Origin of the sequence: Brachybacterium endophyticum, from assembly GCF_003130585.1 — a bacterium.
GTDB classification, from domain to species: Bacteria; Actinomycetota; Actinomycetes; order Actinomycetales; family Dermabacteraceae; genus Brachybacterium; species Brachybacterium endophyticum.
Map to the genome: position 1 here is coordinate 243,575 of NZ_QFKX01000002.1, position 25,159 is coordinate 268,733.

General features: G+C 72.1%; 16 protein-coding genes. 6 read left to right on the forward strand and 10 right to left on the reverse strand.

The annotated features are described in order from the left end of the window. Positions 1-220 precede the first annotated feature (220 nt). The 3 genes from DEO23_RS05505 to DEO23_RS05515 all read left to right on the forward strand — a co-directional run bounded on the left by DEO23_RS05505 (position 221) and on the right by DEO23_RS05515 (position 3,964). Complete coding sequence (locus DEO23_RS05505) at positions 221-1,120, forward strand: glucose 1-dehydrogenase (protein WP_109275021.1); 900 nt, start codon at positions 221-223, stop codon at positions 1,118-1,120. A 74-nt stretch (positions 1,121-1,194) separates the two neighbouring features. Then, positions 1,195-3,378 (forward strand): catalase, encoded by a 2,184-nt coding sequence (locus DEO23_RS05510; RefSeq protein WP_109275022.1) that lies wholly within the window; start codon positions 1,195-1,197, stop codon positions 3,376-3,378. A 19-nt stretch (positions 3,379-3,397) separates the two neighbouring features. Next, entirely contained in the window at positions 3,398-3,964 is a 567-nt protein-coding gene (locus DEO23_RS05515; protein ID WP_109275023.1) for a cysteine hydrolase family protein, read from the forward strand. Positions 3,965-3,991: 27 nt separating this feature from the next. Here the strand turns inward: DEO23_RS05515 and DEO23_RS05520 are convergent, their stop codons facing one another. From DEO23_RS05520 to DEO23_RS05530, 3 genes are all read right to left on the reverse strand, one after another. After that, the gene (locus DEO23_RS05520) at positions 3,992-5,368 is read right to left on the reverse strand and encodes a M18 family aminopeptidase (RefSeq protein ID WP_109275024.1); all 1,377 of its coding nucleotides are present in this window, start codon (positions 5,366-5,368) and stop codon (positions 3,992-3,994) included. A gap of 40 nt (positions 5,369-5,408) precedes the next feature. Continuing rightward, positions 5,409-7,661, reverse strand: coding sequence for an acyltransferase family protein (locus DEO23_RS05525; RefSeq protein ID WP_165831738.1), 2,253 nt, complete (start codon positions 7,659-7,661; stop codon positions 5,409-5,411). Positions 7,662-8,481: 820 nt separating this feature from the next. Next, the gene (locus tag DEO23_RS05530; protein WP_109275026.1) at positions 8,482-10,494 is read right to left on the reverse strand and encodes a DUF6541 family protein; all 2,013 of its coding nucleotides are present in this window, start codon (positions 10,492-10,494) and stop codon (positions 8,482-8,484) included. A gap of 71 nt (positions 10,495-10,565) precedes the next feature. On the opposite strand from DEO23_RS05530, the gene tgt reads away from it, so the two are divergent. Continuing rightward, a complete protein-coding gene (gene tgt / locus DEO23_RS05535) occupies positions 10,566-11,858 on the forward strand; it encodes a tRNA guanosine(34) transglycosylase Tgt (protein WP_109275027.1) in 1,293 nt (430 codons plus the stop codon). A 43-nt stretch (positions 11,859-11,901) separates the two neighbouring features. Here tgt and DEO23_RS05540 read toward each other — a convergent pair whose 3' ends face one another. The 3 genes from DEO23_RS05540 to DEO23_RS05550 all read right to left on the reverse strand — a co-directional run bounded on the left by DEO23_RS05540 (position 11,902) and on the right by DEO23_RS05550 (position 16,463). After that, positions 11,902-12,312 carry a DUF6640 family protein gene (locus tag DEO23_RS05540; RefSeq protein ID WP_109275028.1) on the reverse strand — a complete coding sequence of 137 codons (411 nt, stop codon included), beginning with the start codon at positions 12,310-12,312 and terminating at the stop codon, positions 11,902-11,904. Positions 12,313-12,344: 32 nt separating this feature from the next. Then, a complete protein-coding gene (locus tag DEO23_RS05545) occupies positions 12,345-13,295 on the reverse strand; it encodes a hypothetical protein (RefSeq protein ID WP_109275029.1) in 951 nt (316 codons plus the stop codon). A 78-nt stretch (positions 13,296-13,373) separates the two neighbouring features. Then, positions 13,374-16,463, reverse strand: a complete 3,090-nt coding sequence (locus DEO23_RS05550) for a glycoside hydrolase family 2 TIM barrel-domain containing protein (RefSeq protein ID WP_109275030.1) — start codon at positions 16,461-16,463, stop codon at positions 13,374-13,376. Between the two features lie 343 nt (positions 16,464-16,806). On the opposite strand from DEO23_RS05550, the gene DEO23_RS05555 reads away from it, so the two are divergent. Continuing rightward, a complete protein-coding gene (locus tag DEO23_RS05555) occupies positions 16,807-18,222 on the forward strand; it encodes a DUF3375 domain-containing protein (RefSeq protein ID WP_420808020.1) in 1,416 nt (471 codons plus the stop codon). Positions 18,223-18,257: 35 nt separating this feature from the next. On the opposite strand, the gene DEO23_RS05560 is transcribed toward DEO23_RS05555, so the two are convergent. Beyond that, on the reverse strand, positions 18,258-18,812 hold the full coding sequence (locus tag DEO23_RS05560) for a YdeI/OmpD-associated family protein (RefSeq protein ID WP_109275031.1): 555 nt from the start codon (positions 18,810-18,812) through the stop codon (positions 18,258-18,260). Positions 18,813-19,034: 222 nt separating this feature from the next. Beyond that, positions 19,035-20,228, reverse strand: coding sequence for an alcohol dehydrogenase catalytic domain-containing protein (locus DEO23_RS05565; RefSeq protein ID WP_109275032.1), 1,194 nt, complete (start codon positions 20,226-20,228; stop codon positions 19,035-19,037). A gap of 304 nt (positions 20,229-20,532) precedes the next feature. Between DEO23_RS05565 and DEO23_RS05570 the strand changes: the two genes are divergently transcribed. After that, complete coding sequence (locus DEO23_RS05570) at positions 20,533-22,053, forward strand: APC family permease (RefSeq protein ID WP_109275033.1); 1,521 nt, start codon at positions 20,533-20,535, stop codon at positions 22,051-22,053. Positions 22,054-22,183: 130 nt separating this feature from the next. Here the strand turns inward: DEO23_RS05570 and DEO23_RS05575 are convergent, their stop codons facing one another. Continuing rightward, a complete protein-coding gene (locus DEO23_RS05575; protein ID WP_109275034.1) occupies positions 22,184-23,848 on the reverse strand; it encodes an amidohydrolase in 1,665 nt (554 codons plus the stop codon). A gap of 96 nt (positions 23,849-23,944) precedes the next feature. Then, positions 23,945-25,087: a patatin-like phospholipase family protein gene (locus DEO23_RS05580; protein ID WP_240613233.1), complete on the reverse strand. Its 1,143-nt coding sequence runs from the start codon at positions 25,085-25,087 to the stop codon at positions 23,945-23,947. Positions 25,088-25,159: the final 72 nt, after the last annotated feature.

Genomic DNA, 25,159 nt, shown 5'->3' on the forward strand with positions numbered 1-25,159 from the left:
TCCTCGTCCGCCCGCCGGCCGGGCGGGCGCCGACCGAGTGGAAGGTGCCGGTGACCAGCGGGTGGGGGAGCCGCTGTTGAACACCCGCGGACCGATTGCTAGGCATGCCTGACCGGGGCGTCTCCCCGAGTTCCCGCCCGAGCTCGGTACCGGTCCTGCCCAGGTCCGCCCGGACGGGCATCGCACGGCACACCGCTACCTTCGACACGAGGAGCACCACATGAGCACCCATGACCAGCTGACCTTCTGCGATCCCGTCTCCCGGTTCCACCGGATCAGCCCTCCCCGCCAGTCCCAGCCCGAGCCGGGCCTGGACGCCGAGCTCGACCCCGCTGCTGACCGCGGCGAGGAGAGCTATCGCGGGACGGGGCGCCTGGAGGGGCGCCGGGCCCTGATCACCGGCGCGGACTCCGGCATCGGCGCCGCCGTGGCGATCGCCTTCGCCCGCGAGGGCGCCGACGTCGCCCTGAACTACCTGCCGGAGGAGCGCGAGGACGCCGAGCGGGTCGCCGAGATCATCCGGGCCGCAGGGCGCCGCGCGATCCTGCTGCCCGCGGACCTGGCGGACGTCGAGGCCTGCCGGAGCGTGGTCTCCGATGCGGTCGATCAGCTCGGAGGGCTCGACGCCCTGGTGAACAACGCCGGCAAGCAGGTCTCGGTGGACCGGTTGGAGGACCTCGAGGACGAGGAGTGGACGGCGACCTTCGACGTCAACATCACCGCGATCTTCCGCGTCACCCAGGCCGCGCTCCCGCATCTCGAGGCCGGCGCCACGATCGTGAACACGACCTCGATCCAGGCCTACAACCCCTCGACCAACCTCATCCACTACGCCTCGACGAAGGCCGCGATCAACAACTTCACCAAGGGCATGGCACAGCAGGTCGCCTCCCGGGGGATCCGCGTCAACGCGGTCGCTCCCGGCCCGATCTGGACGCCGCTGCAGGTCTCGAAGGGCCAGCCGCAGGACGCACTGCCCGACTTCGGGAAGGACACGCCGCTGGGGCGCGCCGGACAGCCGACGGAGCTGGCTCCGGCCTTCGTCTTCCTCAGCTCGCCGGAGTCCAGCTACGTGCTCGGCGAGACCCTCCATGTCAACGGCGGGACGCCGACGCCCTGAGACGGCCGACCCCACCGACCCCACCTGCTGCTGCACCGCAGTTCCCGCACACGATCACAAGGACGTGGCCCACGATGGACGAAGATCTCCGCACCCCCGATCAGGCCGACGACGCGGCAGGCGCCCGACGGCCACGCTCCGCGACCGGGGCGACGCGCGCCGACGCCCCCGACGTCGAAGCCCAGCAGGGGAAGACCCTGACCACGGCCCTCGGCACACCGTTGCCGGACACCGATCGCTCGCTGACCGCGGGGCCGCGGGGCCCCGTCCTCCTGCAGGACCACCACCTGCGGGAGAAGATCACCCACTTCGACCACGAACGCATCCCCGAGCGGGTCGTCCACGCCCGCGGTGCGGCAGCGCACGGGCGCTTCGAGAGCTACGGCACCGCCGGTGAGCTGACGGTCGCCGACTTCCTCGCCCCCGGGCGCGTGACACCCGTGTTCACGCGCTTCTCACCGGTGGTGGGGTCGCGCGGATCCTCCGACACCGTGCGGGACACCCGCGGGTTCGCGACCAAGTTCCATACCTCCGAGGGCGTGTTCGACCTCGTGGGCAACAACATCCCGGTCTTCTTCATCCAGGACGCGATCAAGTTCCCCGACGTCGTCCACGCCGCGAAGCCCCACCCGGACCGCGAGATCCCCCAGGCGCAGAGCGCGCACGACACCTTCTGGGACTTCGTCTCCCTCCACACCGAGGCCCAGCACCACACCATGTGGCAGATGTCGGACCGGGGGATCCCGAGCTCCTACCGCATGATGGAGGGCTTCGGCATCCACACCTTCCGGCTCACCAACGGCGAGGGCGTCAGCTCCCTGGTGAAGTTCCATTGGAAGCCCGCCCTCGGCGCGCACTCGCTGACCTGGGAGGAAGCCCAGCTCCTGGGCGGGGTGGACCCGGACTTCCATCGCCGCGACCTCGCCGACGCCATCGAGGCCGGTGCCCTGCCGCAGTGGGAGCTCGGCGTCCAGGTCTTCCCCGATACCGATGACCAGAGCTTCGAGGGCATCGACCTGCTGGACCCCACCAAGCTGGTACCGGAGGAGCTCGCGCCCGTGCGTCCACTGGGCCTGATGACGCTGGACCGCAACGTCAGCAACTTCTTCGCGGAGACCGAGCAGGTGGCGTTCCACCCAGGGCACCTCCCCCCGGGCATCGACGTCACCGACGACCCGCTGCTCCAGGGGCGTCTGTTCAGCTACCTCGACACGCAGCTCACGCGACTGGGCGGGCCGAACTTCGACCAGCTCCCGATCAACCGTCCGCACGCGCCGGTGAACGACATGCTGCGAGACGGCTACGGACAGCAGGCCACCCATGAGGGCATCGCGCCGTACAAGCCCAACTCCCTGGGCGGCGGATGCCCCTTCGCGGCGGATCCCGGTGAGGCGGTCCGGGACATCCCTGTCCCCATCGCCTCGTCGGTGCGGGAGCGTCGGACCCCGAGATCGTTCGAGGACCACTTCAGCCAGGCGCGTCTGTTCTGGCTCTCGATGACGTCCGTCGAGCAGGACCACATCGCGGCCGCCTACTCCTTCGAGCTGGGGAAGTGCACGGACGTCGGCGTCCGGGAACGTCAGCTGGAGTGCCTCGCGCGGATCGACGAGGGCTTGTGTGCGACGGTCGCCGAAGCTCTCGGTCTCCCCGTCCCGGACCCGGCGGAGCCGCCTGCCACCGATCTCGACCCCAGCCCTGCGCTCTCACAGCTCGGTCGACGCTGGCCCGTCGACGGTCGCAGGATCGGCGTGGTCGTCGATCCCGAGCGCCTTCCGGATGATCTCGGTGCGACGCTCGAGCTGATCGAGTCGCTCTCGATGACGCCTCTGCTGATCGCTCCCGAGGGCGGCGAGATCCTGGGGCGCCAGATCGACCGCACGTTCGCCACGGCACGGTCGGTGGAGTTCGATGCGCTCGCCTTCGTGGGGTCGCCGGCCGCGGCGGCCGACGCGACACCGGCGCTTGATGCCAAGGCGGGGGCGGGGGTTATCTCGGGACTTGACCCCCGGGCGGTGCTCCTGGCGCACGAGGCGTGGCGGCACAGCAAGGCGCTGGCCGCGTGGGGTGCAGGCTCCCAGGTCATCGATGCCCTCGTCGTCGCGGGGCGTGCAGCCGAGATCGATCCCTCCGGTGCAGGGGAAGGTCCGAGCGCGGGAGTCATCGTCGGCGCCGACGGCGAGGCACTGGTGCGTAAGCTGCAGGAGTTCCTCGGCACGCACCGCGTCTGGCAGAGGTTCGCGCCTTCCCTCACTCCGTGACAGCGTTCCAGGAGAAGTGATGACAGCCCCCGCCACCGATGCCCTCCTGCTGATCGACCTGCAGGAGGCCTTCCTGACCGCGCCCGGGCTGGCGGGCTCGCGCGAGGAGGTCGTGGAGGCCACCACCTCGCTGATCGACGCGGCCAAGGATGCGGACGTGCCCGTCCTGCTCGTCACCACCGAGCACAGCCGGGACCGATCGACCTGGACGCTGACCATGTTCGACGACGACCAGGGCTTCCTCTTCCACGGCGACGCCGGCACGGAGGTGATCCACGAGATCGACACGACCGGGATGACCCGCCTCGAGAAGACCCGTGACAGCGCCTTCTTCGCCACCGATCTCCTGCTGAGGCTGCGCAATCTCGCCGTCGAACGGGTGGTCGTCGCGGGCGTCTCGACGCACGCCTGCATCACCCAGACCGCTCGGGACGCCTTCGCCAACAACATCCGCGTCAGCATCGTCACCGACGCCGTCGCCGACGAGCGCCCCGAGCACAAGGACGCCGTCCTCGAGCTCCTCGAGGACGACCGGCAGGCGGAACTGGTGGACGTGCGCGAGATGCTGGGCCGCTGGAGGGCGTGAGCGCGCTCGTCCCTCCCCGCGAGCGGTTCAGCCGCGCAGGAACTCCTCGCACGCCCGCGAGAGGTGCAGAGGATCCGCGACGGCGCACATCTCGCGCACCGAGTGCATCGACAGCAGCGTGATGCCCACGTCGATCGTGGTCATCCCGAGCCGGGTCGCCGTGATCGGCCCGATGGTCGACCCGCAGGGCATGGCGTTGTTCGAGACGAAGGCCTGCAGCGGCACGTCCGCGCGCTCGCAGGCCTCCGAGAGCGCCGCGGTGCCCACGGCGTCGCTCGCATAGCGCTGGTTGGCGTTGAGCTTGAGGATCGGCCCGGCGCCCAGCCGCGGGCGGTTCACGGGGTCGTGGCGCTCGGGATAGTTCGGATGGGCGGCGTGACCGGCGTCGGCCGAGAGCACCATCGAGCCCGCCAGGGCGCGGCGCCGTGAGGCCTCGTCACCGCCCAGGGCCGCGTGCACCCGGACCAGCACGTCCTCGAGGAACGGTCCGGCCGCGCCGGAGCGGGAGGCGGAGCCGACCTCCTCGTGGTCGTTGGCGACCATCAGCGCGATCGGACGCCCCGCGCCCGTGCCTGTGCCCGTGCCCGCGTCCGTGCTCGCCTCGTCGCCCGCCTGCCCGTCAGCGGCGCCGTCACCGCGGGCGATCCGCACCAGCGCCTCGGTCTCTGCGTGCACGGAGGAGAGGTTGTCCAGACGGCCCGAGGCGAGGAACTCCTCGTTCGCGCCGAAGAAGCCGGGCGCCTGCGCATCGACTGTGACCACGTCGGTGCCCAGCACCTCGGCCTTCTCGACGCCGGCGCGGCGGGCGAGGATCTCGAGCACGTCGACCTCGCCGAGACCGGCGACCGGCTGCATGTGCTTCTGCGGGTCCAGGGTGAGTCCCTGGGTGTTCACGCCGCGGTCGAGGTGCACCGCGAGCTGCGGGATCCGCAGCAGCGGACCGGTCTCCACCAGCACCTCGCGCCCGCCGCGCAGCACCAGGCGTCCGGCCAGCCGCAGCTCACGGTCCAGCCAGGAGTTCTGCAGCACGCCGCCGTAGACTTCGACGCCGACCTGACCGAGGCCCTCGGCCGCGAGGGCCGGGTCGGGCTTGATCTTCAGCGCCGGGGAGTCGGTGTGTGAGCCGACGATCCGGAACGGCGTGCGTGCATCGGCCGAGGCCGGTGCCGACCAGGCGATCAGGGACCCGTCGCGCAGCACGTAGCGGTCACCGCCGACGTCGGAAGCAGCCCAGTCCTCGTGCTCGTCCAGGGCCGTGAACCCCGCCGCCTCCAGGCGTCTCGCGGCCTCGCGGGCGGCGTGGAATGACGAGGGGGACGCGGTGACGAAGGTTCCCAGGTCGCTCGCGAAGGAGCGGGCCTCGTCGGTGGGGTGGACGGCGGTCTCGGCAGGTGCAGCGGGCATGGCCACATCGTTCCACAGCCGGTCGGCCCGTCGGCCGGGTTCAGGCCCCATCGTCGGAGGCCCCCGCGGCGCCCGCGGGCCCGGTGGCCTCCGGGTCCTTCATCGCCACGGTCGCCTCGATCTGCTCCTCGAGCCAGGGGGACATCGTCCTGGAGAAGGCGTCGCTGACGTGGTAGCTGTCGCGGTAGACGAAGACGTTGCCGACCACGGGGGAGCAGCGCCCCTTCGGGCACAGCACGTCGCCCGCGGGGTCGGCGACGCGGATCGGCGCGAAGGGGTCGTCGCTGGCGCGGTCGGCCGCAGGGTTCTGCGCGGCCATGCGGTTGCTCATGTCGTCGCCGCACTCGGCGTCGGCGTCGGCGTTGTTCCCGCCGTCGCGCAGCACCCGGTAGGCGCAGTCGTAGCGGTTGCCCTCCTCGTTCTTCTTGGGCCAGCGCGGGTTGTCACGCAGCAGCAGGACCGGGATCCCGCGCTGCGTGGTCAGGGCGAGCCCGCTGTCCAGGCCCTCGCGGTCCTTCTCGGTGTCGGAGCCGCCGTTGAAGGAGGTGCGCGTCCCCATCGTCACCACGACGTCGGGGTCGACCCCGTCCAGCAGGGTCTCCCACGAGGTGTTGACGTCCTTGCACTGGGTCTCGACCGGTTCGGTGGTGAAGGTGCAGCCGCTGTGGCCGATGTAGTAGACGGCCCAGTTGTGCTTCCGGGCCGCTTTCAGCACCCCGCCGGTGTACTGGCCCGCGTGGGAGTCACCGGTCATCGCGACGGTGAGGTCGGGATCGCCCTCGGGCGCAGGCGTGTACCGGCAGGTGACGGTCTCCGGCAGGCCGAGCTCCGTCGTGCAGTCGTCGTCGTAGGTGAGCTCCGAGGGTTCGGTGGCCTCCTCGAGCCCGGGGATGATCGGGCCGAAGCCGTCGGTCAGAGGGTCGACGGTCCACTGGGCACCAGGGTTGGGGACGTCGGGCGGCTCCACCTCCTCGCCGTCGCTCGCCGGCGAGGAGGCGGAGGGTGAGGGCGCGGGTGCGGCGACCGTCAGCGAGCGCTCGGTCACCTGCGGGAAGACCACCTGGGACCCGACCAGCACCACCACCAGGCTGACGGCCACCGCGGCGAGCGCCCGCGGAGCCCTCGCATCCAGCCACGCGGAACGCCGCACCGGGGTGTCGACGAGACGGGTCAGCAGCCAGGCCACCAGCAGCGAGAGAGCGAGCACCGCCGCGCCGTCGGCCCAGCCCGCACGCTCCTGCCTCGACAGCTCGAGCCAGCCGATCAGCAGCGGCCAGTGCACCAGGTACAGGGCGTAGGCGATCGAGCCGAGGAAGACCACCGGCCGCAGGGAGAGGAACGAGTCCGCGCCCCAGGAGCGACCGGAGCGGCCCGCGAGGATCACCAGGGCCGCCGCCGTGAGCGGCCAGATCGCGATCCAGCCGGGGAACATGCCCTGCACGTCCAGCAGGGCCCCGCACGAGAGCAGGGCCGCCAGCCCGATCCACCCCAGCACCGCCCGCAGCGCGCTGCCGCGAGGGCGGCGCTGCGCCGAGGTGGTCGCTCCGGTCAGTCGGTCGATCCAGGGCAGCGCGAGCCCCAGCAGGGAGCCGGCCGCGAACTCCCAGAGCCGGGCCGTGGTGTCGAAGTAGGCGTAGGTCTGGTTGCTCGCGGTGGAGAGGATCGACCAGGCCAGCGAGGCGACGAGGACGGCGCCGAACAGCAGCGCCATCACCCGGCGCGGGCTCAGGTGGGCGCGCGGGCTGCGCAGCGCCGGGATGCGCAGCAGCAGGCCGCCGAGGACGAACAGCAGCGGCCACACCAGGAAGATCTGTCCCTGGATCGACATCGACCAGAAGTGCTGCAGAGGGGAGGCGGCCGCGGCGTCGTGCGCGTAGTAGTCGACGCTGTCGGCGGCGAGCACGTAGTTCTGGACATACAGGGCGCTGGCCCAGGCCTGCCGCCCGACGGTCGACCAGATCGTGGGTGGCAGCACGGTGTAGGCGATCACGAGCGAGCCCAGGATCGTCACCACCGCCGGGGGCAGCAGGCGCTTGAAGGTCTTCAGCCCGTAGCGCGGGACCGCGAGGGGCCGCCCGGATTCCAGACGGCGGGCGAAGGAGCCGGTCAGCAGGAAGGCCGAGAGGAACAGGAAGACGTCGACCCCGCCGGAGACCCGCCCGAACCAGACGTGGTAGACCGCGACCAGCAGGATCGCGACCGCGCGCAACCCGTGGATCTCGATGCGGAAGGGGGCGGCGAGGCCCGGTTCCTGGGTACGGGTTCCGGTGGTGCCCCCGATGGCACCGGACAATGCGGTGTGCGGGGGGAGAGGGCGGGACGAGGGGGCGGGCGCCGCCTGCGCACGGGCGGCAGGGCGCACGCGAGCGTGAGCGGGAGAGGTCGCATCAGGCTCCGAGCGCTCCAAGGCGGCGGTGGTCGGCGGGACCGGGTCCGATGGTGCCGTGTCCGATGATGTCGTGTCCGTGGGGGCGGGCTGCGCGGGCGCGGCGTCGGCGGACGACGCGTCGGATCCGTCCGAGCCCGATTCCGCTGCGGCTCCCGGGACAGCGTCGGCCGCCTCCGGGGCCGAGCCCTCGAACTCGACGGGGTAGCCGAGGGAGTCGTCGAGATCGGCCGGCTCGAGCCACGCGTCGAGACTGCTGTCGCGGGCGGGTGCGGGCTCCTGCCCGGCGGGCTGCACCTGCTCGGAGCGCTGGTCGGGGACGCCCGCGCGACGGGCACGGCGGCCGTGCGCACGCTGGGGCGGGGGAGCGGCCGATGAAGAGGCCTGGCCCGCGGTGGAGCCCGGGTCGGTCCCCTCGGGAGGTGCGGGCGGTCGTGCCTCCTCGCGCGGGGTGCCCCGGCGGCGGCCGTGGGCACGCTTCGGGGCGTGCGGGGGCGTGGTCCCGTCGTCGTCCGAGATGACGACCCCCTCCTCGGCCAGTTCGCCGTTTCCCGTGGCGCCCCTGCAGGCCCCGCCGGGCGCGTACCTGCGTACCTGTGTGCGTGTGCGTCGTACGTCGGCAGGTGCGAGCGCACAGATCTTACCCTCGGGTCACCGTCCTGGTCCTGTCGTGACGGCGGCGGTGAGCCCGCCCGGCCGCACGGCGGCGCCGCAGGGCACAGGAGGGTCAGTCGGTCAGCTCGAGGTGACCGTCGGACCCTCTGCAGGGATCGAGCCTCCACAGCGAGACCTTCCCTTGGCGGTCCAGGAGCGTCGCCTGGCCCGAGGCCGCCGCCTTCTCGGGGCCGAGGTCCGGACTGCGGTAGTGCCAGAGCGTGGTCTCGTGGGAGACGAACAGGTAGCGCGCGTCCTGGCGGGCGGCCGCGTCGCACACCGCGGGATCCGTGCCGATGTCACCCAGGCGGCGCAGCAGCAGCGCATCGTCCCCCTCGAGCGCGGCGCCCGGCGTCGCCACCACGACCCGGCGTCCCTCGAGCGCCCAGAACAGCGAGCCGCCGCCCCAGGGATCCGCGATCACCGCGGCATCCGCAGGGACCACCTCAGCGGCATGGGACATCACGGCGCGCTCCTGGGAGGAGAGGACGTTCGGGTGCTGCCAGTAGCGGGCCATCAGACCGTTCTGGTCCCGTGCCGCCGGGCTGACCGCCGCCGAGGCCAGCAGCACCACGACGACGGCGCCGGCCACGGCCGACGCCACCAGCGAGTGGTCCTCCCGCCCGGTGTCCGCGGAGCCGGTGCGAGCGGACGGCCGACGACGGCGCCGGTCCACGACCGTGGCCGCGAGCGCGCCCGCACGGTCGATGCCGACGGCGAGCACCGGGATCCCCACCACCGGGATGATCGCCGCCAGGCGGAAGCTGTCCGTGTACCAGGGGCCGGTCAGCAGGTACCGCAGATCGGGATCGTGAACCGCCGCGGCCACCGTGTACAGCGCGAGGGCGAGTGCGAGGGGAGGGAGGAGCCAGCGTCCGCGCCGCGCGAGCACGAGCAGGAGCACGGCGATCACCATCGCGATCGCCATCGGGCGGCTCGCGTGCACCGCGGCCCCCGACAGGCCGAGACCCTCGGCCAGGCCGCTCGGCACGTCCGCGAGCGGCTTCCACGCCGAGGCGGCCCGGGAAGGGCGCAGGTGGAACCAGGCCACGGGGACCAGCGCGATCAGCAGCAGCGAGACCAGCAACGGCAGCAGCACGCGGGTGCGGGCGGCGAGGGCCCGCACTGTCGCCCACAGGGCCATCGGCAGCACGATCACGAGCGAGGCGTGGATGCCCTGCGGGTGGGCGAGCACCACCGCGAGGGCGACACCGGGGACGAGGACCCCGAGCTGCAGCGGGGTCAGCATCCGGCGGTGCGGCGGGGAGAGCCCGAGGACCTGTGCGGCGATCAGCACCACGAGCGGCAGTAGGGCGGTGGACAGCAGGTTCGGCAGCAGGATGCCCCAGGTCATCAGCGCGAGCGGGAAGGCGAACACGGCACCGGTCAGGGCGCCCGCGGCGAACAGGCCCCCGGGCCCGACGTCGGTGCTGCTCGCCGTCAGCGCGACCACGCCGAGCGGCCACACCACCGCCGCCACGATCAGCATCAGGACGTTGCTCGACAGCGGCAGGGACTGGCCGCCGAGCATCACCGTGAGGCTCACCAGCTGGTGCCACAGCGCCGGGTAGTAGCCGCTCCGCCCCTCGGGAAGGTTCACGCTCGCGACCACCCCGGGGGAGGCGTCGTGGGCGTCGAGGATCGCGCGCACGCCGCTGAGGTGGAAGATGCCGTCGTAGGTCTGGGAGATCGCCTCGATGCCGTCCATCCCGTGCAGCCCCCGCACCAGCACGGCGGCGCCGCCGAGCACGAGCCCCAGCACGATCGCCGCACGTCGGTGCTGCGATGGGTCCGGGGCCGGGCCCTCGCAGAGCGACGGCCGCACGACCCCGAGGCCACGCCGCACCAGCGCGACCACGACCCCGAGCGCCAGGCCCAGCACCAGCGGGATCAGGGGTGACCACGACAGGCCCAGGGCATGCGCGAGCGGCGCGGCGAGGGCGATCGTCACCAGGGAGACGGGCGTCAACATGGCCAGCGCCGGCAGGGGCCGAGGGCGCAGGGCGAGGATCGTCGGCAGCCCGGGAACGGCGAGCACGAGGGCTGCCGCCGCAGTGGACGCGGCCACGTCGAGCACCAGGGGCACCTCCGCTTCTCCGGTCGGGACCGGACGGCGGTGGGGCCGGTCGCAGGCGATCACCGTGGCACACTGGTGCAGTGCAGGACAGCCCCGTTCACCCGGATTTCACCGTACCCCCGGACTCGTCTCGTCGCAGCGGCTTCGAGATCACCGCGCGCCACGGTGACAAGGCCCGCGCCGGCGTCATCTCCACGCCGCACGGCCCGATCGCGACCCCCTCCTTCGTCCCCGTGGGCACGAAGGCCACCGTGAAGGCGGTCCTGCCCGAGGCCATGGCCGACCTCGGGGCGCAGGCGGTGCTCGCCAACGCCTACCACCTCTACCTCCAGCCCGGGCACGACCTGGTCGACGAGGCCGGGGGCCTGGGCGCCTTCATGAACTGGCCCGGCCCCACCTACACCGACTCCGGCGGCTTCCAGGTGATGAGCCTCGGGGCAGGCTTCAAGAAGGTGCTCTCCAGCGAGTTCTCCGGCGGCGAGAAGGCGCGCACCGCCAATGGCGAGGACGACGCGGTCGCCGAGGGCAAGGAGCGCCTGGCCCACGTCGACGACGACGGTGTCACCTTCCGCTCCTTCATCAACGGGGACGTGCACCGCTTCACCCCCGAGATCTCCATGCAGATCCAGCACGGGCTCGGGGCCGACATCATGTTCGCCTTCGACGAGCTCACCACGCTCATGAACTCCCGGCCCTACCAGGAGCAGGCCCTCGAGCGGACCAGGCTGTGGGCGATCCGCTGCCTCGCCGAGCACGCGAGGCTGACCGCCGAGCGCGAGGGCAAGCCCTACCAGCAGCTGTGGGGCGTCATCCAGGGCGCACAGTACGAGGACCTGCGTCGTCGGGCCTCCCACGACCTCGGGGCCATGGACGTGGACGGCCAGCGCTTCGACGGGTTCGGCATCGGCGGCGCCCTGGAGAAGGAGAACCTGGGCACGATCGTGGGCTGGGTGACCGACGAGCTGCCCGAGGACCGGCCCCGCCACCTGCTGGGCATCAGCGAGGTCGACGACCTGTTCGTCGCGATCGCCGCCGGGGCCGACACCTTCGACTGCGTCTCGCCCTCCCGGGTCGCGCGCAACAGTGCCGTCTACACCCGCACCGGCCGCGTGAACCTCACCGGCTCGCGCTACCGGCGCCAGTTCGCGCCGATCGACGAGACCTGCGACTGCTACACGTGCACGCACTACACGGCCGCGTACATCCACCACCTGTTCCGCGCCAAGGAGATCCTCTCGGCCACGCTGTGCACGATCCACAACGAGCGTTTCGTGGTGCGCCTGGTCGACGAGATCCGTGCCGCGATCGGCAGCGGCGACTTCGAGGCGCTGCGCGAGGAGCGCACGGGGGCGTACTACGGCGAGGCGCGGTAGGACCGCCGTCGATTGCGTGGACGGGGCGAAGTGCTGAGCCGCGCTACCCGCGGGTGCGCCGACGTTCCACGACGTAGGCGAGAGCGTTGAGCGCGAGCGCTCCCGCAGCGACGTAGGTCTGCGGCCCCTTCCGGCTCGGCCGCGCCGGCGGATCCGCCAGCGCCACACCCGGGTACGCCGACGCCGCGAGCTGCGTGGCCCAGTACATCGACGCGGCGGTGGTCGCCACCTGGAGGCGGCCCCTCGACCACTGTCCGCGCCCCCACAGGGCGGTGAGCGCGGCCCCGCCCAGCGCCGCGCCGAGACTCATCGTCTGGGCGTTGTGGAACTTCGCGTGCGGAGGCCACTCGGGGTTGTGGATGTGGGTCGCGTTCCAGTCGAACACGTACGGTCCGGTGCCCGCCCACAGGGCCGTGAACGTCAGCAGGGTCTTCCCGGCCGTGATCCTCGACATCGGATGGCTCCTTCGCGGTTCGGACGCCCGGGTCAGGCGCGCGGGACGCTCGGGCGGGCGGAGCGCCGCGCGAGGATGCCGCCGGCGACCACGAACGCCCCCTCGATCAGGTGGCGCAGGGCCTCGATCACGAGGAACACCACGAGCATGGTGCCCGCCGAGCCCGGATCGTTCTGCCCGATGGTCGCGTTGATGGACACCGCGAAGATGCCGTTGACCAGGATGCGGGTCAGGCAGCCGAGCAGCAGCGGGGCCATGATCAGGCCACCGGCGATGCGGACCCGCGACGGGCCGACGGCCAGGAAGTAGATCGAGGCCGCGAGGAGAGCCGCACCGATCACGAGGTTCAGCACGAGGCCGATGAGGCCGCCGGCGAGCACTCCCGCACTGCCCGCCTCGGAACCGGTGTACCCGGCGGCGTAGCCGCCGATGGTCGAGGCGAGGAGGAAGATGATCCGCCCGAGCGCCACCACGACGCCGACGATGATCACCGCGAGGGCGATGGTGCGGACCGGACCGCTGTGATCGCGGGCGACGGCGGGCGGCGCAGCGGGGGCGGGGTATGCGGCCGCAGACCCCGGGTAGGTCGGATACGCCGGGGCCGCGCCCGGAGCCGCAGCACCTGGCACCGCGGCACCGGGTGCGGCGGCACCACTGTCCTGCGCGGGATACCCGAACTGCTGCGCCGACGGAGCCTGCGAGTACGCGGAGGGCTGCGGCGCAGGGGCCTGGGTGGAGGAGTTGGGCGGCTGGCCGGGCTGCTGCGGCCAGCCGACGGCCGGATCCGGCTGACCCGACGGCTGCTCCCACCCGGATGCGGGGGCCTGCCCGGACGCGGGGGCCTGCTGTCCGGACGCGGGGGCCTGCTGTCCGGACGCGGGGGCCTGCTGTCCGGGCTGTTCCCACGAGGGCAGCTCAGCCGGCTGGGGATCCTGTCGGCCGTCGGAGGCGAAGCCCCCGGGGTGCTCGCTGCCCTGCGTCATGGAAGCTGTCCTTCGCCCGTGTCCGTGTCGTACATCTGCAGGTGACAGCCTATCGGCCGGCGCAGGTGCTCCCTCGACTCACCGCGCCGCGAGCGCGAAGGCGAAGTGCACCGGCCGGGCCGACAGCACGTATTGCGGCAGCGGCTCGGGGCCGCAGGCGGCAGAGCCCACGCCGTGCAGCGCGGCGGACAGCGTCAGCCAGGTCCGGCCGTCGGGCTCGAGAGCGCCGTCGTGCGCCGTCGCGTCCAGCTCGGCCGTCGACCACGGGCGCACCGCGAGACCCAGTCCCTCAGGCGACGTCACCTCGACCTGGTGCCCGGCACCCCGCAGCTCGGAGTGGACCACGCCCGCGCGGTTGCCGTTCTCCTGCGGCATCACGTACGGGGTCTGCAGGTCGGCCACCGCCGAGCGGTAGGTCCCGAAGGTGGTGCCGCCGCCGGTGTCGGGGTAGGACTCGTGCGGCCCGTAGCCCGTGTACTGCACGTCGTCGAGCTCGCCGGGGAGCGAGGCCGTCCAGCCCACGCGCGGCAGCGGCAGGTCGCTCGGCCAGTTCGCGGAGGGGACCACGTCGATCTCGACGCGCACGCGCTCCCCGTCGCTGCTCCAGCGCTCGGTGACGTCGGCGCCCAGGCTCGAGCCGTCCAGGCCCAGCCGGCGCGTGATCACGAGGGTCTCGCCGGTGCCGCCCTGCTCGGCCTCGGGCTCGATCGAGACCAGCCGCAGTCGGGCGACGTCCAGACCGATCCTCTTCCAGCGGGTCTCGAGGGCGACCGCGGTGAAGGCGCGCTCGTTGTCCACCGGTGCCCGGTACAGGTCCACCCGGGCGTCCTCGATCGTGACCTCGCCCAGGCGGACCAGACGCCCCAACGTGTCGAGCACGGCCGGCCCGACCCGCCAGCTGTCCCGGCCGATGCTGTGGTCCGGGGCGATCGGCGCGACCAGCGCCCCCAGCCTCTCCTGCTGCGCGGCGAGGGCCTCGCGGTCCACGTGGTCCGCGGAGATCACCAGGTGCCCGGCCGGTACCGGTCCCTCCGTGGCGCGGGTCAGCAGGCGCACGGTGGTCGTCGGCCCGTCGCCTGTCGGCAGCTCGATCTCGGCCTTCTCGCCGGCGGCGATGCCCGGCAGCACCAGCTCCTGCCAGCTCTCCTGCGCATCGAGGGACACCTCGGCGCGCAGGTGGGAGAGGTCGCGGAAGGCATGGCGGTTGCTCACCCGGGCCAGGCCCGGCTCCACCTCGAGGCCGACGGGGGAGTAGTGGTGCTTGGCGTCGAGCAGCGCGGGCGAAGGAGTGCGGTCGGGGAGCACCAGGCCGTCGGCCACGAAGTTCGCATCGTGCAGGCGCTCGCCGAAGTCGCCGCCGTAGCCGTTGATCGCGTGGCCCTCGGCGTCGGTCGTGGCCAGGGCGTGGTCGATCCACTCCCAGATGAAGCCGCCCTGGATGGCGGGGTACTCGTGGACCAGGTCCATGTACTCCTCCAGCGAGCCGGCGCCGTTGCCCATCGCGTGGGCGAACTCGATCCACAGGAAGGGCTTGCTGAGCGCGGGGACGTCGTCGAAGGCGTCGTCGGCCGCGTCCACGCCCAGGTGGCGCAGCATCCCGACCAGCTGCTCCCTGCTCTGCGCGCTGAGCTCGCGCTCGCCGATCTCGCGGGACATGGCGTGGCTGGGGTACATCAGCGAGAAGAAGTCGGCGTCCAGCGCCCGGTAGTCCTGCTCGTAGATGACGGGGCGGGTCGGGTCGGTCTCGCGCACGCGCTGGATCATCGCGGTGGTGTTCTCGCCGGTCGCGGCCTCGTTCCCGATCGACCAGATGACGATCGAGGGGTGGTTGAGGTCGCGGCGCACGAAGCGCTCGGTGCGCTCGAGCAGGCTCTCGCGGAACCGCGGGTCGTCGGCCGGGCGCCTGGCGGCGCCGGTGGTGTCCTCGCCCGTGGTGTCGGCGTGGAAGCCGTGCGCCTCGAAGTCGCCCTCGCAGACCACGTACAACCCGGCCTCGTCGCACACGTCCAGGAAACGCTGGTGGGGCGGGTAGTGGGAGGTGCGCACGGCGTTGATGTTGTGCTGCTTCATCAGGGCGACGTCGAGATCCTGGTTCTCCAGGTGCTGGGTGCGCCCCACCAACCGGTCGACCTCGTGGCGGTTCACCCCGCGGATCTCGACGCGCTCGCCGTTGACCCGGAAGATCTCGCCGTCGATCTCGACGCGACGGAATCCCAGGCGCAGGCGCACGGTCTCGACGGGTGCGCCGTCCGCTGCGCCCTGCTCCGAGCCGGCGCCGCCCTGCCCGCCGGTGCTCACGGTCGCCTCGTACAGCGCGGGCACCTCCGCGCTCCAGGGATCGACCTCGCCGACGTCGGCCGACGTGCCGTCGGCCGGGATCTCGACGCCGAGCGCGGGGACCCGCACCACGGCGCCCTCGACCAGCTCGCCGTCGATGCCCGTCGCGCGGGCGCTGAGCGTGCCGTGCCCGCTCGAGGGGTCGTAGTCGACGCGGGTGACCAGGTCGTGGATGCCGCCGGCGGGGCGCAGCAGCAGGTCGACGCTGCGGAAGATCCCCGAGGCCCACCACATGTCCTGGTCCTCGAGGTAGGTGTTGACGCTCCACTGCACCACCCGCACCTCGAGCAGGTGCGGTCCGCCCTCGCCCAGCAGATCGGTGACGTCGAACTCCTGGGACAGACGCGAACCGGCGGTCACGCCCACCTCGGTCCCGTCGATCCAGACCTTCGCGGCGGAGTCCACGCCCTGGAAGCGCAGGATCGTGCGGGCACCCTCGGCGATCCGGGCGGCCCAGTCCTCCGGCACCGCGACCTCACGCGAGTACTGGGCGGTGGGGTTCTCGTCGGGCACGTGGGGGACGTCCACGGGGATCGGGTAGGTGACGTTGGTGTACTGCGGGGCGCCGTGGCCCTGCAGCTGCCACAGGCCCGGCACCTCGATCCGCTCGCCCTCGCCCAGGTCGCTGCCGTCGGCCCGGGTCCCGAAGCGCACGTCCCAGGTTCCGTCGAGGCTGAGCTCCGGGGCGTCGGAGTGCAGGTGCGCGCGGGAGCGCAGGCGCCCCTTGCCGGCCGGAAGCGCCTCCCACCAGCGGTCATCGGCCGGTGTGACGGGGGCGGACGGGCGCGCGGAGACGGCGGTGGAGGACGTCTCGTGGGAAGCGGTGGTCATCGTGAGGGGTCCTCGAGGTCGACATCGGCGGCGGACCCCAGCGTAGCGATCCGTGAGCGTTCACGGATCGGCGTCCGCGGGGCCACCGACGCACCCGGCCGCCGCGAACGGGCTCCGGGCGAGGCCACCGGGCGCGGGGTGAGCGTGGCCGTTAGACTCGGTGGCCGTGACCACGCCCGAGCCGACGCCGACCGACGCCGCCCCGACGCCGCCCTCCGGCAGTCCGTTCCCGACGTCCGGCAGTCCGTCGACGCCCGACGGTGCGCGCTCGCTCGCCTCCGCGTTCTCCGATGACGCCCAGCGCCCCCAGACCGTCGCCTCGCGCAAGGACGCCTACGAGCAGTTGCGACGGCTGAGCACGTGGCGACTGCTGAGTGCCACCAAGGCCCCCGCGGTGCTCGCGATCCTGCAGTCCGTCTTCCCCGGCGGCTCGCGGCGGCTGGGCCGCAGCGACCTGGTGGCACGGGTCGAGACCCACCTGGAGCTGCTGCACGAGGACGGTCAGGGCCGCACGGCACCGGAGTACGTCGATCAGTGGGTGCGCGAGGGGTACGTGACCCGGCGCGACGACCCGCAGCACCTCGAGACGATGTTCGAGCCCTCGCCGGCGACGATCGATGCCGTCCAGTTCATCTCCTCCCTCGAGGAGCATCGGCCGACGACCACCGAGTCGCGCCTGCAGCTCGTGCTGCAGCAGTTCGATCGCCTCGCCCAGGAGACCGAGACCGACCGCGACGTGCGCCTGGCGGACCTGCAGCGGCGACGGGCCGCGATCGAGCAGGAGATCCGCGACCTCGCCGAGGGCGAGCTGATGCTCCCCGACCCCGGCACCTCGGTGGACCGCCTGCAGGACATCCTCCAGATCGCCTCCGAGCTCTCGGGCGACTTCCTGCAGTACCGCGAGGACCTGCGCGCCGTGGACCTGCACCTGCGCGAGCAGATCCTCTCCCCGGAGGCCTCCCGCGGCGAGATCCTCGAGCAGCTCCTGGCAGGTGACGACCTGCTGGGGCAGTCGCAGGTGGGTCGCACCTTCACCGCCTTCTTCCGGATGCTCAACGATCCGGCCCAGACCCGCCGGGCGCAGGACGTCGTGGACCGCCTGCTCGAGCGCGACTTCACCCGGCACCTGACCCGGGACGACCGCGAGCGCCTCGCCAACGTCTTCAGCGATCTCTACGAGCCCGCGCAGGAGGTGCTGGACGTCAAGACCGAGCTGTACCGCTCGCTCGCGCGCTTCGTGCGCTCCCAGGACTTCCGCCAGCACCGGGTGCTGCTGGACCTGCTGCAGGAGGCCCAGGGTCTTGCGCTCGCCCAGAAGGACGAGGTCTCCACGCGCTTCCCGTTCTCGTTGGACCTGCGGGTCGCGCGGGTGCGGATGGCCTCGGTCTCCCAGCACCGGCTGAAGGACCCGACCGACCCGGGTGCGCCCGTGGAGGCCGAGGTGCACGACGCTACGACGCTCAGCGTCGAGGTGCTCCAGGACCTCGTGCGCACCAACGACATCGACACCGTCGGTCTCACCGGCTCGGTCAACCGCGTGCGGGGGCTCGCCGGACAGGCCTCGATCGGTGACGTGCTGCGCGAGGAGCCCGCACGGCAGGGCCTCGCCTCGGTGATCGGCCTGATGTTCCTGGCGACCCAGTACGCGCAGTCGCGCGAGGGGTCCACGGAGGTCGTCGGCTGGCGCGAGCTCGACGGCAAGGACTACGCGGCCAAGGTGCCGTCCTACTACTTCCTGGACGACCTGCCGGTGGAGTGAGCGGGCGGAGCGAGTCCGTCACTCGAGCCGGACCGTCACTCGATGCCGAGCAGCTTGCCGCTCCTGGAGACCTCGGGGTCGGTGCACGAGGAGAGGTCGAAGCAGCACGGCCGACGCTTGCCATGGCGCATCTTGTCGATCGAGACGTCCACGCGGCGGGCCCGGGTGTCCGGGTTCTTGGTCGCGCTCACCCAGCGCACCCATTCCCAGCGGGCCATGGGCGTGATGTCCTTCCAGACCTCGCCGATGTCGTTCGCCTCGGCCAGGGCGGCGTCGAGATCCTCGGGCACCGAGGGCTCGGGCCACTGCGCCGCAGGAGTCAGGGAGAAGACGACGTCCTCGCCCTCGCCGCGCCCCAGCACCTCGAGCATCTCGGGGTCGAGACCGATCCAGTGGCCCTTGGCGCCGTCGGGCTCGACCACGATCTCGAAGGGGTGGGAGTCCAGCGTCGCGGTCACGGCGTTCTGCCCGCGCGTGCGCAGACGCTCGCTCGCCTCGGCGGGCAGCGGCAGAATCAGCCGCTCGCCGATCGCACGGATCCGCGCGGTCCCCTCGATGGGCTGCGTCGGCGCGGCGGTGTCCTTGGCCATGGTCCAGCTCCCCGGTGCTCGTCGGATCCCGCTCGCTCCGATCGGGCCCGTCCGAGGATCAGAGTACGACGGGCCTGCCGTGCGGCCCATCTCTGCCGTGCGGCCATCCCCTCCGTCCGGACATCTATAGGAGAGTTCCGTAGCAAGAACGCCGGTTCTCGCTACGGAACTTTCCTATAGACGGACATGCAGGCGGAGTGAGCGGGGCCCGTCAGGCGTTGATCAGGCCGGGATCATCCCGTGGGGGTCGATGATGAACTTGTCCGAGACCCCCTGGTCGAAGGAGGCGTAGGCGTCCGGGGCGTCGTCGAGGCCGATGATCTTCGTGTTGAGCATGTCGCTGAGGTAGGGCATGCGGTCCCACAGGATCGCCATCATCAGCTCGCGGTTGTAGTGCATGATCGGGGCCTGGCCGCCGGAGATCCGAGGCGACTTGATCCAGGCCTTGCCGAAGTCGAGGGGGAACGTGCCCTCCTGCTCGGCCTTCGAGTCCGCCAGGGGGTCCGGGCCGTACACGCCGATGATCCCCGTGGCTCCGCCGGCGCGGGTGGCGTCCATGACCTGGTTGATCGCATGGGCGGGGTCCATGTCGTCGGCCTCGCTGCCGATCCCGTGGGCTTCGTTGCCGACGTAGTCGACGGCGCAGTCCACCATCGGCTCGCCCAGGATCGACTCGATCTGGTCGGTCAGCGGCACGTCCTGGTTGAGGTCGATGGTCTCGCAGCCGTTGTTCCTCATCAGGTCCAGACGGTCCTGGTGGTAGTCGCCGACGATGATGCAGGAGGCGCCGAGCAGTCGGGCCGCGGCGGCGCCGCAGCGGCCGACGGGACCGGCGCCGGCGATGTAGACGGTCGAGCCGGGCTTCGCGCCCGCCTCCACGAGGCCGTGGAATGCGGTGGGCAGGATGTCCGAGAGCAGGGCGAGGTCACGGATCTTCTCCATGGCCTGGTCCTTGTCGGGGAAGCGCAGCAGCTGGAAGTCGGCGTAGGGGACGAAGAGGTATTCCGCCTGCCCGCCCTGCCAGTCGCCCAGGTTGAATCCGTAGGCGGCGCAGGGGGCGTCGGGGTTCGTCGTCTCGCAGACCTCGGTGTGGCGGGCGCGGCAGTTGCGGCATCGGCCGCAGGCGACGTTGAAGGGGACCGAGACGAGGTCCCCCTCGGAGAGGAAGTCGACGTCCGAGCCGACCTCGACCACCTGGCCGGTCATCTCGTGGCCCATCACCATGCCTTGGGGGACGGGGAAGGAGCCGCGGTAGATGTGCAGGTCGGAACCGCAGATGTTGGTGGCGACGATCTTGAGGATGACTCCGTGCGGGGCGCTCTTGCCGTTGGGCATCTCGAGCTTCGGGAAGTCGAGGGTCTCGACGCGCATGTCCTTGGTGCCGCCGAACACGACGGCGCGGTTGCTGTCTGCCATGACGATCTCCTTCGTTGAGGGTGAGGTGGCCCGCGCGCGGCCGGTCGGAGGACTCCGAACTGCTTCGCGCTGGCGGGCCCTCCTCACTCTAGGACCCCCGTCACACATCGCGCACCCACTTCGCGCCCGCTCGTTCGAGGTCAGGCACGAAACCCGCACGGCCGACCGGTGTTACCAGGCGGTCGGCCCGGCCCGACGGTGGTCTGCCCCGAGTGGCATCATGGCTCCCCGGCTCCGCCCGAGCGGCGAGGCCGTGCAGCAACGACGCTGTCGAACGCATCGACACCCCCGAAAGGTCGTCCCCATGTCGGAGAGACCCTCCGCACCACAACCGTCCGACGCTGCCCCCTCGCCGGCCTCCGGGCCCGTTGCCACCGCCTCGGCATCCCCTGAGCATGAGCGCTCCCTGCAGTCCACCCTGAAGCCCTCGTGGGTCTTCGCGATCGCGCTGGGGTCGGCCGTCGGCTGGGGCGCGTTCATGCTCCCCGTCGACTGGCTGCAGGACGGCGGCACCGCCGGCGCCCTGATCGGTTTCGCGATCGGCGCCGTGCTGATCGGCATCATCGGCATCAGCTACGGCATGATCATCCGCGTGCTGCCGGTGACCGGCGGCGAGCTCGCCTTCGCCCTGCAGGAGTTCGGTCGGCGCAATGCCTTCGTCGTCGGCTGGTTCCTGGCGCTCGCCTACGCCTGCATCGTCGCCCTGAACGCGACCGCGGTCGCGCTGGTGGTCCGCATGCTGCTACCCGGGCTGATGGAGCAGGTGCACCTGTACACCGTGGCCGGCTGGGACATCTACCTGCCCGAGGTGATCGTCGCGGCCCTCGCGATCATCGCCACGGGTCTGATGAACGTGATGGGCACGGCGCTGTCGGGCCGGTTCCAGTTCATCGCCTGCATCGTGCTGATCGCCGCCGTGGTCGCGATCCTGATCGGCGCGATCGTCCACGGCATCCAGCACGGCTTCGCCCTGTACCCGGCCTTCCACGAGGGCTCCTCGCCGGTCTCGGCGATCGCCGTGATGATCGCCTTCGCGCCCTGGGCCTTCGTCGGCTTCGACAACGTGCCCCAGGCCGCCGGCGAGTTCGACTTCTCGCCCCGCAAGGCCCTGTTCCTGATCCTCGCCGCGATCGGCACCGCGGGCCTGGTCTACGTCGTCATGATCTTCTCCAGCTCGGTCGCGCTCGGCCCCGGCGGGAACACCCATCCCGATGCCGCCTGGCCCACGGCCGAGGTGATCGCCGGGATCATGGGTCCCTTCGGCAAGGCGCTGATGGTGATCGCGGTGCTGATGGGGGTGGCGACCGGCCTGAACGGCTTCACCGTCTCCTCCAGCCGCGTGCTGATGGCGATGGGCCGCGCGAAGATGCTGCCCGCCGTGTTCGGACGCGTCGAGAGCAAGCACCGCACCCCCGTGGTCGCGATCGTGTTCACCAGCGTCCTGTGCCTGCTGGCGCCGTTCTTCGGTCGCTCGGCCCTGCAGTGGATCGTCGACATGACCTCGGTGGGCGTCACCATCGCCTACGGATACACCTGCCTGGCCGCGTTCAAGCTCGCCCATCCCACCCGCGCCGGAGGGCACGACGCCTTCGGCCGCGCCCGCCCCGTCTACCGGGTGATCGCCCTGATCGGCGCGATCCTCGCCCTCGGGTTCCTGCTGCTGCTGTTCATCCCCGGCTCGCCCGGACGCCTGGGCCCGCAGCCCCTGATCGCGCTCGCGGTGTGGGTCGTCCTCGGCGCCGTCTTCCTCGCCACCCGCCACCGCGCGCTGATGAGCGCCCCCGAGGAGGAGCTCGAGAAGGTCATCCTCGACCCGGAGCCGTGAGCGGCCGGCCCGTGAGCGGCCGGCCCGTGAGCAGCGGGGCCGCGCACGGCAGGACGGTGTGATCCCGGAATGACGAAGGGCCGGGGCCGACGGGAGATCCCCGTCGGCCCCGGCCCTTCGTCGTCGCCTCTCAGGCCGTGAAGACGGTCTCGCCGTCCTTGATCGTGCGCAGCACCTGGATGTCGCGCAGGTCGTCCGGCGCGGTCGCGAGCGGATCCGCGGAGAGGACCACGAGGTCGGCGCGCATGCCCTCGCGGATCTGACCCTTGGACTCCTCCTCGCCGTACTGGTAGGCGCCCTCGGTGGTGACCGCGCGCAGCGCCTCCCAGGTGGAGATGCGCTCCTCGAGGCCGACGGGACGGCCGCTGCGGCTCACCCGGTTCACCGCCGCCCACACCGTCAGCAGCATGTCGGGGGGAGTCACCGGGGAGTCCTGGTGCAGGGTCACGCGCACGCCGCGGTCCAGCGCCGAGCGGGCGGGGGAGATGCGCCGGCCGCGGCGCGGGCCGAAGTTCGTCAGGTGCACGTCGCCCCAAAAGTAGACGTGGACGCCGAAGATCGAGGCGATCATGCCCTGCTTCGCCATCCGCTCCAGCTGGTCGTCGCGCACGGTCTGGGCGTGGATCATCACCGGGCGCTCGGTGAGCACCGCGGGGTTCTCGGAGCTCACGCGTTCCACGGTGCGGATCCACTGCTCGGCGGCGGCGTCGCCGTTGCAGTGCGCGATCAGCTGGACGCCGTCGGCGGCGAGCTCGCGGGTCCACTCCTCGACCTGCTCGTTGGCATGGGCGCCGTAGGCGCAGCCGGGGTCCTCGTCGCCGGGGACCGGCTCGTAGGGCTCGCTCATCCAGGCCGACCGGGCCTGCGGGGAGCCGTCGAGGATCATCTTGTAGCCGCCCAGCCGCAGCCGGCCGACGTAGCCGCCGGTGAAGTCGGCGAACTGCTCGCGGGCGGGGGCTCCCCAGCGGGCCACGGGGTAGACCACGAGGTCCAGCGGCAGCTCGCCGGCGTGGGCGGCGTCCGCGAGGGCGCTGACGGTGCCGGGGTCGGCCGCGCCCTCCTGGGCGGTTGTGATGCCGTGGCGCAGGTAGTCCTCGGTGGCGAGGCGGAGCGCGTCGGCAGGGTCGGCGGCGCCGGCCAGCAGAGACCCCGCATCGGCCTGGCCGCCGGGTGCGATCGCGGCGACGAAGGCGCCGATGGCCGCGTGCTCCTCGGCGTATCCGTTCGGCGTGCCGTCGGGCCCGCGACCGAAGCGCGCGCCCTCGGGATCGGGCGTCTCCGCGGTGATGCCGGCGGCCTCGACCACCGTCGAGTTGGCGGCCCCGACGTGCATGCTGCGGTGCAGGGCGAGCACGGGGACCTGCGTCGAGATGCGGTCGAGGTCCTCCCGGGTGGGGTGGCGACGCTCCTCGAGCAGGTCGGTGTCGTACTTCGCGCCGATCAGCGGGGAGTTGTCCCCGGCCTCGCGCTGCTCGAGACGCTCGCGGAACGCACGGACCACGTCGTCGATGCTGCGGGCCTCCTCGAGGTCCACGAGCGCGGCCAGGCGACCGTGCTGCAGCAGGTGCCCGTGCGGATCGATGAACGAGGGCATGAGCGTGCGGCCCTGCAGGTCCACCTCCTCCGCGCTCGCCGCGCCCGGACTGCCGACCGTTGCTCCCGGGGCGAGCCGGGCTCGCAGCTCCTCCAGGGTCCCGACGCCCGCGATCCGGCCGTCCTCGACGAGCACGGCCTCGGGGGCGTCGTCCTGGTCGACCATCGTGATGATGCGGCCGGAGTGGAAGAGGGTCGACATGCGGCATCTCCTGGAGAGGTCAAAGGGGTGTCCCGGCTGGCGCGGGGTGCCCGGCACGAGGCCTCGACACGGCGCGCCGGCGAAGGGGCCTCCACGCTAGTCGGCGGAGTCCGGGAGCTGTCGATACCGGCGAACGTACTGCTCGAAATCCCACCCCTCGGTGCCCTCGCTGCCGGCTGTGCCCTCGGTGCCGTCCAGGAAGTCGGTCGCCGCCTGGCGGCCGGTGCGGTAGAGCTTCTCGCGCTCCTCGTCGGAGAGGTCGAAGCGGGTGGTGGGGACGAAGCCGGTGTCGATGAAGATCGTGCGGGCCCGCACGTGCTGGTCGTCGATGTGCATGCGATCGCGGAAGCCGGTGAGGGTGTCCAGCAGCGCCTTGGCGAAGGTCAGCGGCCCGCGCACGGGGTTGACCACCGCGGGGTCCGAGGGCGGGCGGGCCGAGAGGCGGATGCCGAAGGTGGGCCAGCGCGGTGCGGCCCCGTCGGGGCGGTCGAAGACGGACACCGGGAAGTTCGAGAGCATCCCGCCGTCCACGAGATAGGCGCGCTGGCCGTCGCTGTTGCGCCAGCGCACCGGTCGGAAGAAGAACGGCATGGCGGTGGAGGCGCGCACCGCGTCGGCGACCTGCAGCTGCCCGGGGGCGAAGTCGTACTTGTCGGCGTCGGCCGGCAGCAGTCGGAGGCGCCCCGCGGAGATGTCGGAGACGGTGACCGTGAGGCGGGAGGCGGCCTGTTCGGAGGGGCCGTCCTGCTCGGTGCGCGCCGCATCCGCGCCCGCCTCGGCGGTTGCACCGGTGTCGCCGTCCTCACCGGTCTTCCCGCCCGGTTCCAGATGCAGGCCGTCGGGGTCGGTGTAGGCGAGATCGGCGAAGGTGCTGTCGCCGCCGTGGGCGCCGTGCCGGGCGAGCTGTTCGGCGAGCCAGTCGCGGGAGTACTGCCCGCGGTGGATCCCCTTGCGCAGCAGGATGGCGAGGGCCTTGCCCAGCAGCGGTCGCGTCCACCAGGGGCCGTCGGCGAACTTCGTGTAATCGACCTCGCGCAGGATCTGCACCAGGGTCTTGGCGGGGATGTCGGCGGTGACCAGGGCGCCGGCGATCGCTCCGGCCGAGGAGCCGGCGACCCGGTTGGGGTGGTAGCCCCGTTCCTCGAGCACCTCGAGGGCGCCGGCCAGGGCGATGCCCTTGACCCCTCCGCCCTCCAGGACGAGGTCGACGCGCTGGCCGGTCATGCTGGACTCGGGCATGGATCCCTCTCGTGTCGACGGAGGCGCTGCTGCCGTGCAGCTCGCCGATGCGCCGTCCAGCGTAGACGGGGG

Coding starts and splice junctions, on each gene's coding strand:
- DEO23_RS05515 (WP_109275023.1), top strand. CDS start 3,398: ATGACAGCCCCCGCCACCGATGCCCTCCTGCTGATCGACCTGCAGGAG.
- DEO23_RS05545 (WP_109275029.1), bottom strand. CDS start 13,295: ATGACGCAGGGCAGCGAGCACCCCGGGGGCTTCGCCTCCGACGGCCGA.
- DEO23_RS05510 (WP_109275022.1), top strand. CDS start 1,195: ATGGACGAAGATCTCCGCACCCCCGATCAGGCCGACGACGCGGCAGGC.
- DEO23_RS05520 (WP_109275024.1), bottom strand. CDS start 5,368: ATGCCCGCTGCACCTGCCGAGACCGCCGTCCACCCCACCGACGAGGCC.
- DEO23_RS05580 (WP_240613233.1), bottom strand. CDS start 25,087: ATGCCCGAGTCCAGCATGACCGGCCAGCGCGTCGACCTCGTCCTGGAG.
- DEO23_RS05570 (WP_109275033.1), top strand. CDS start 20,533: ATGTCGGAGAGACCCTCCGCACCACAACCGTCCGACGCTGCCCCCTCG.
- DEO23_RS05575 (WP_109275034.1), bottom strand. CDS start 23,848: ATGTCGACCCTCTTCCACTCCGGCCGCATCATCACGATGGTCGACCAG.
- DEO23_RS05560 (WP_109275031.1), bottom strand. CDS start 18,812: ATGGCCAAGGACACCGCCGCGCCGACGCAGCCCATCGAGGGGACCGCG.
- DEO23_RS05565 (WP_109275032.1), bottom strand. CDS start 20,228: ATGGCAGACAGCAACCGCGCCGTCGTGTTCGGCGGCACCAAGGACATG.
- DEO23_RS05505 (WP_109275021.1), top strand. CDS start 221: ATGAGCACCCATGACCAGCTGACCTTCTGCGATCCCGTCTCCCGGTTC.
- DEO23_RS05550 (WP_109275030.1), bottom strand. CDS start 16,463: ATGACCACCGCTTCCCACGAGACGTCCTCCACCGCCGTCTCCGCGCGC.
- DEO23_RS05540 (WP_109275028.1), bottom strand. CDS start 12,312: ATGTCGAGGATCACGGCCGGGAAGACCCTGCTGACGTTCACGGCCCTG.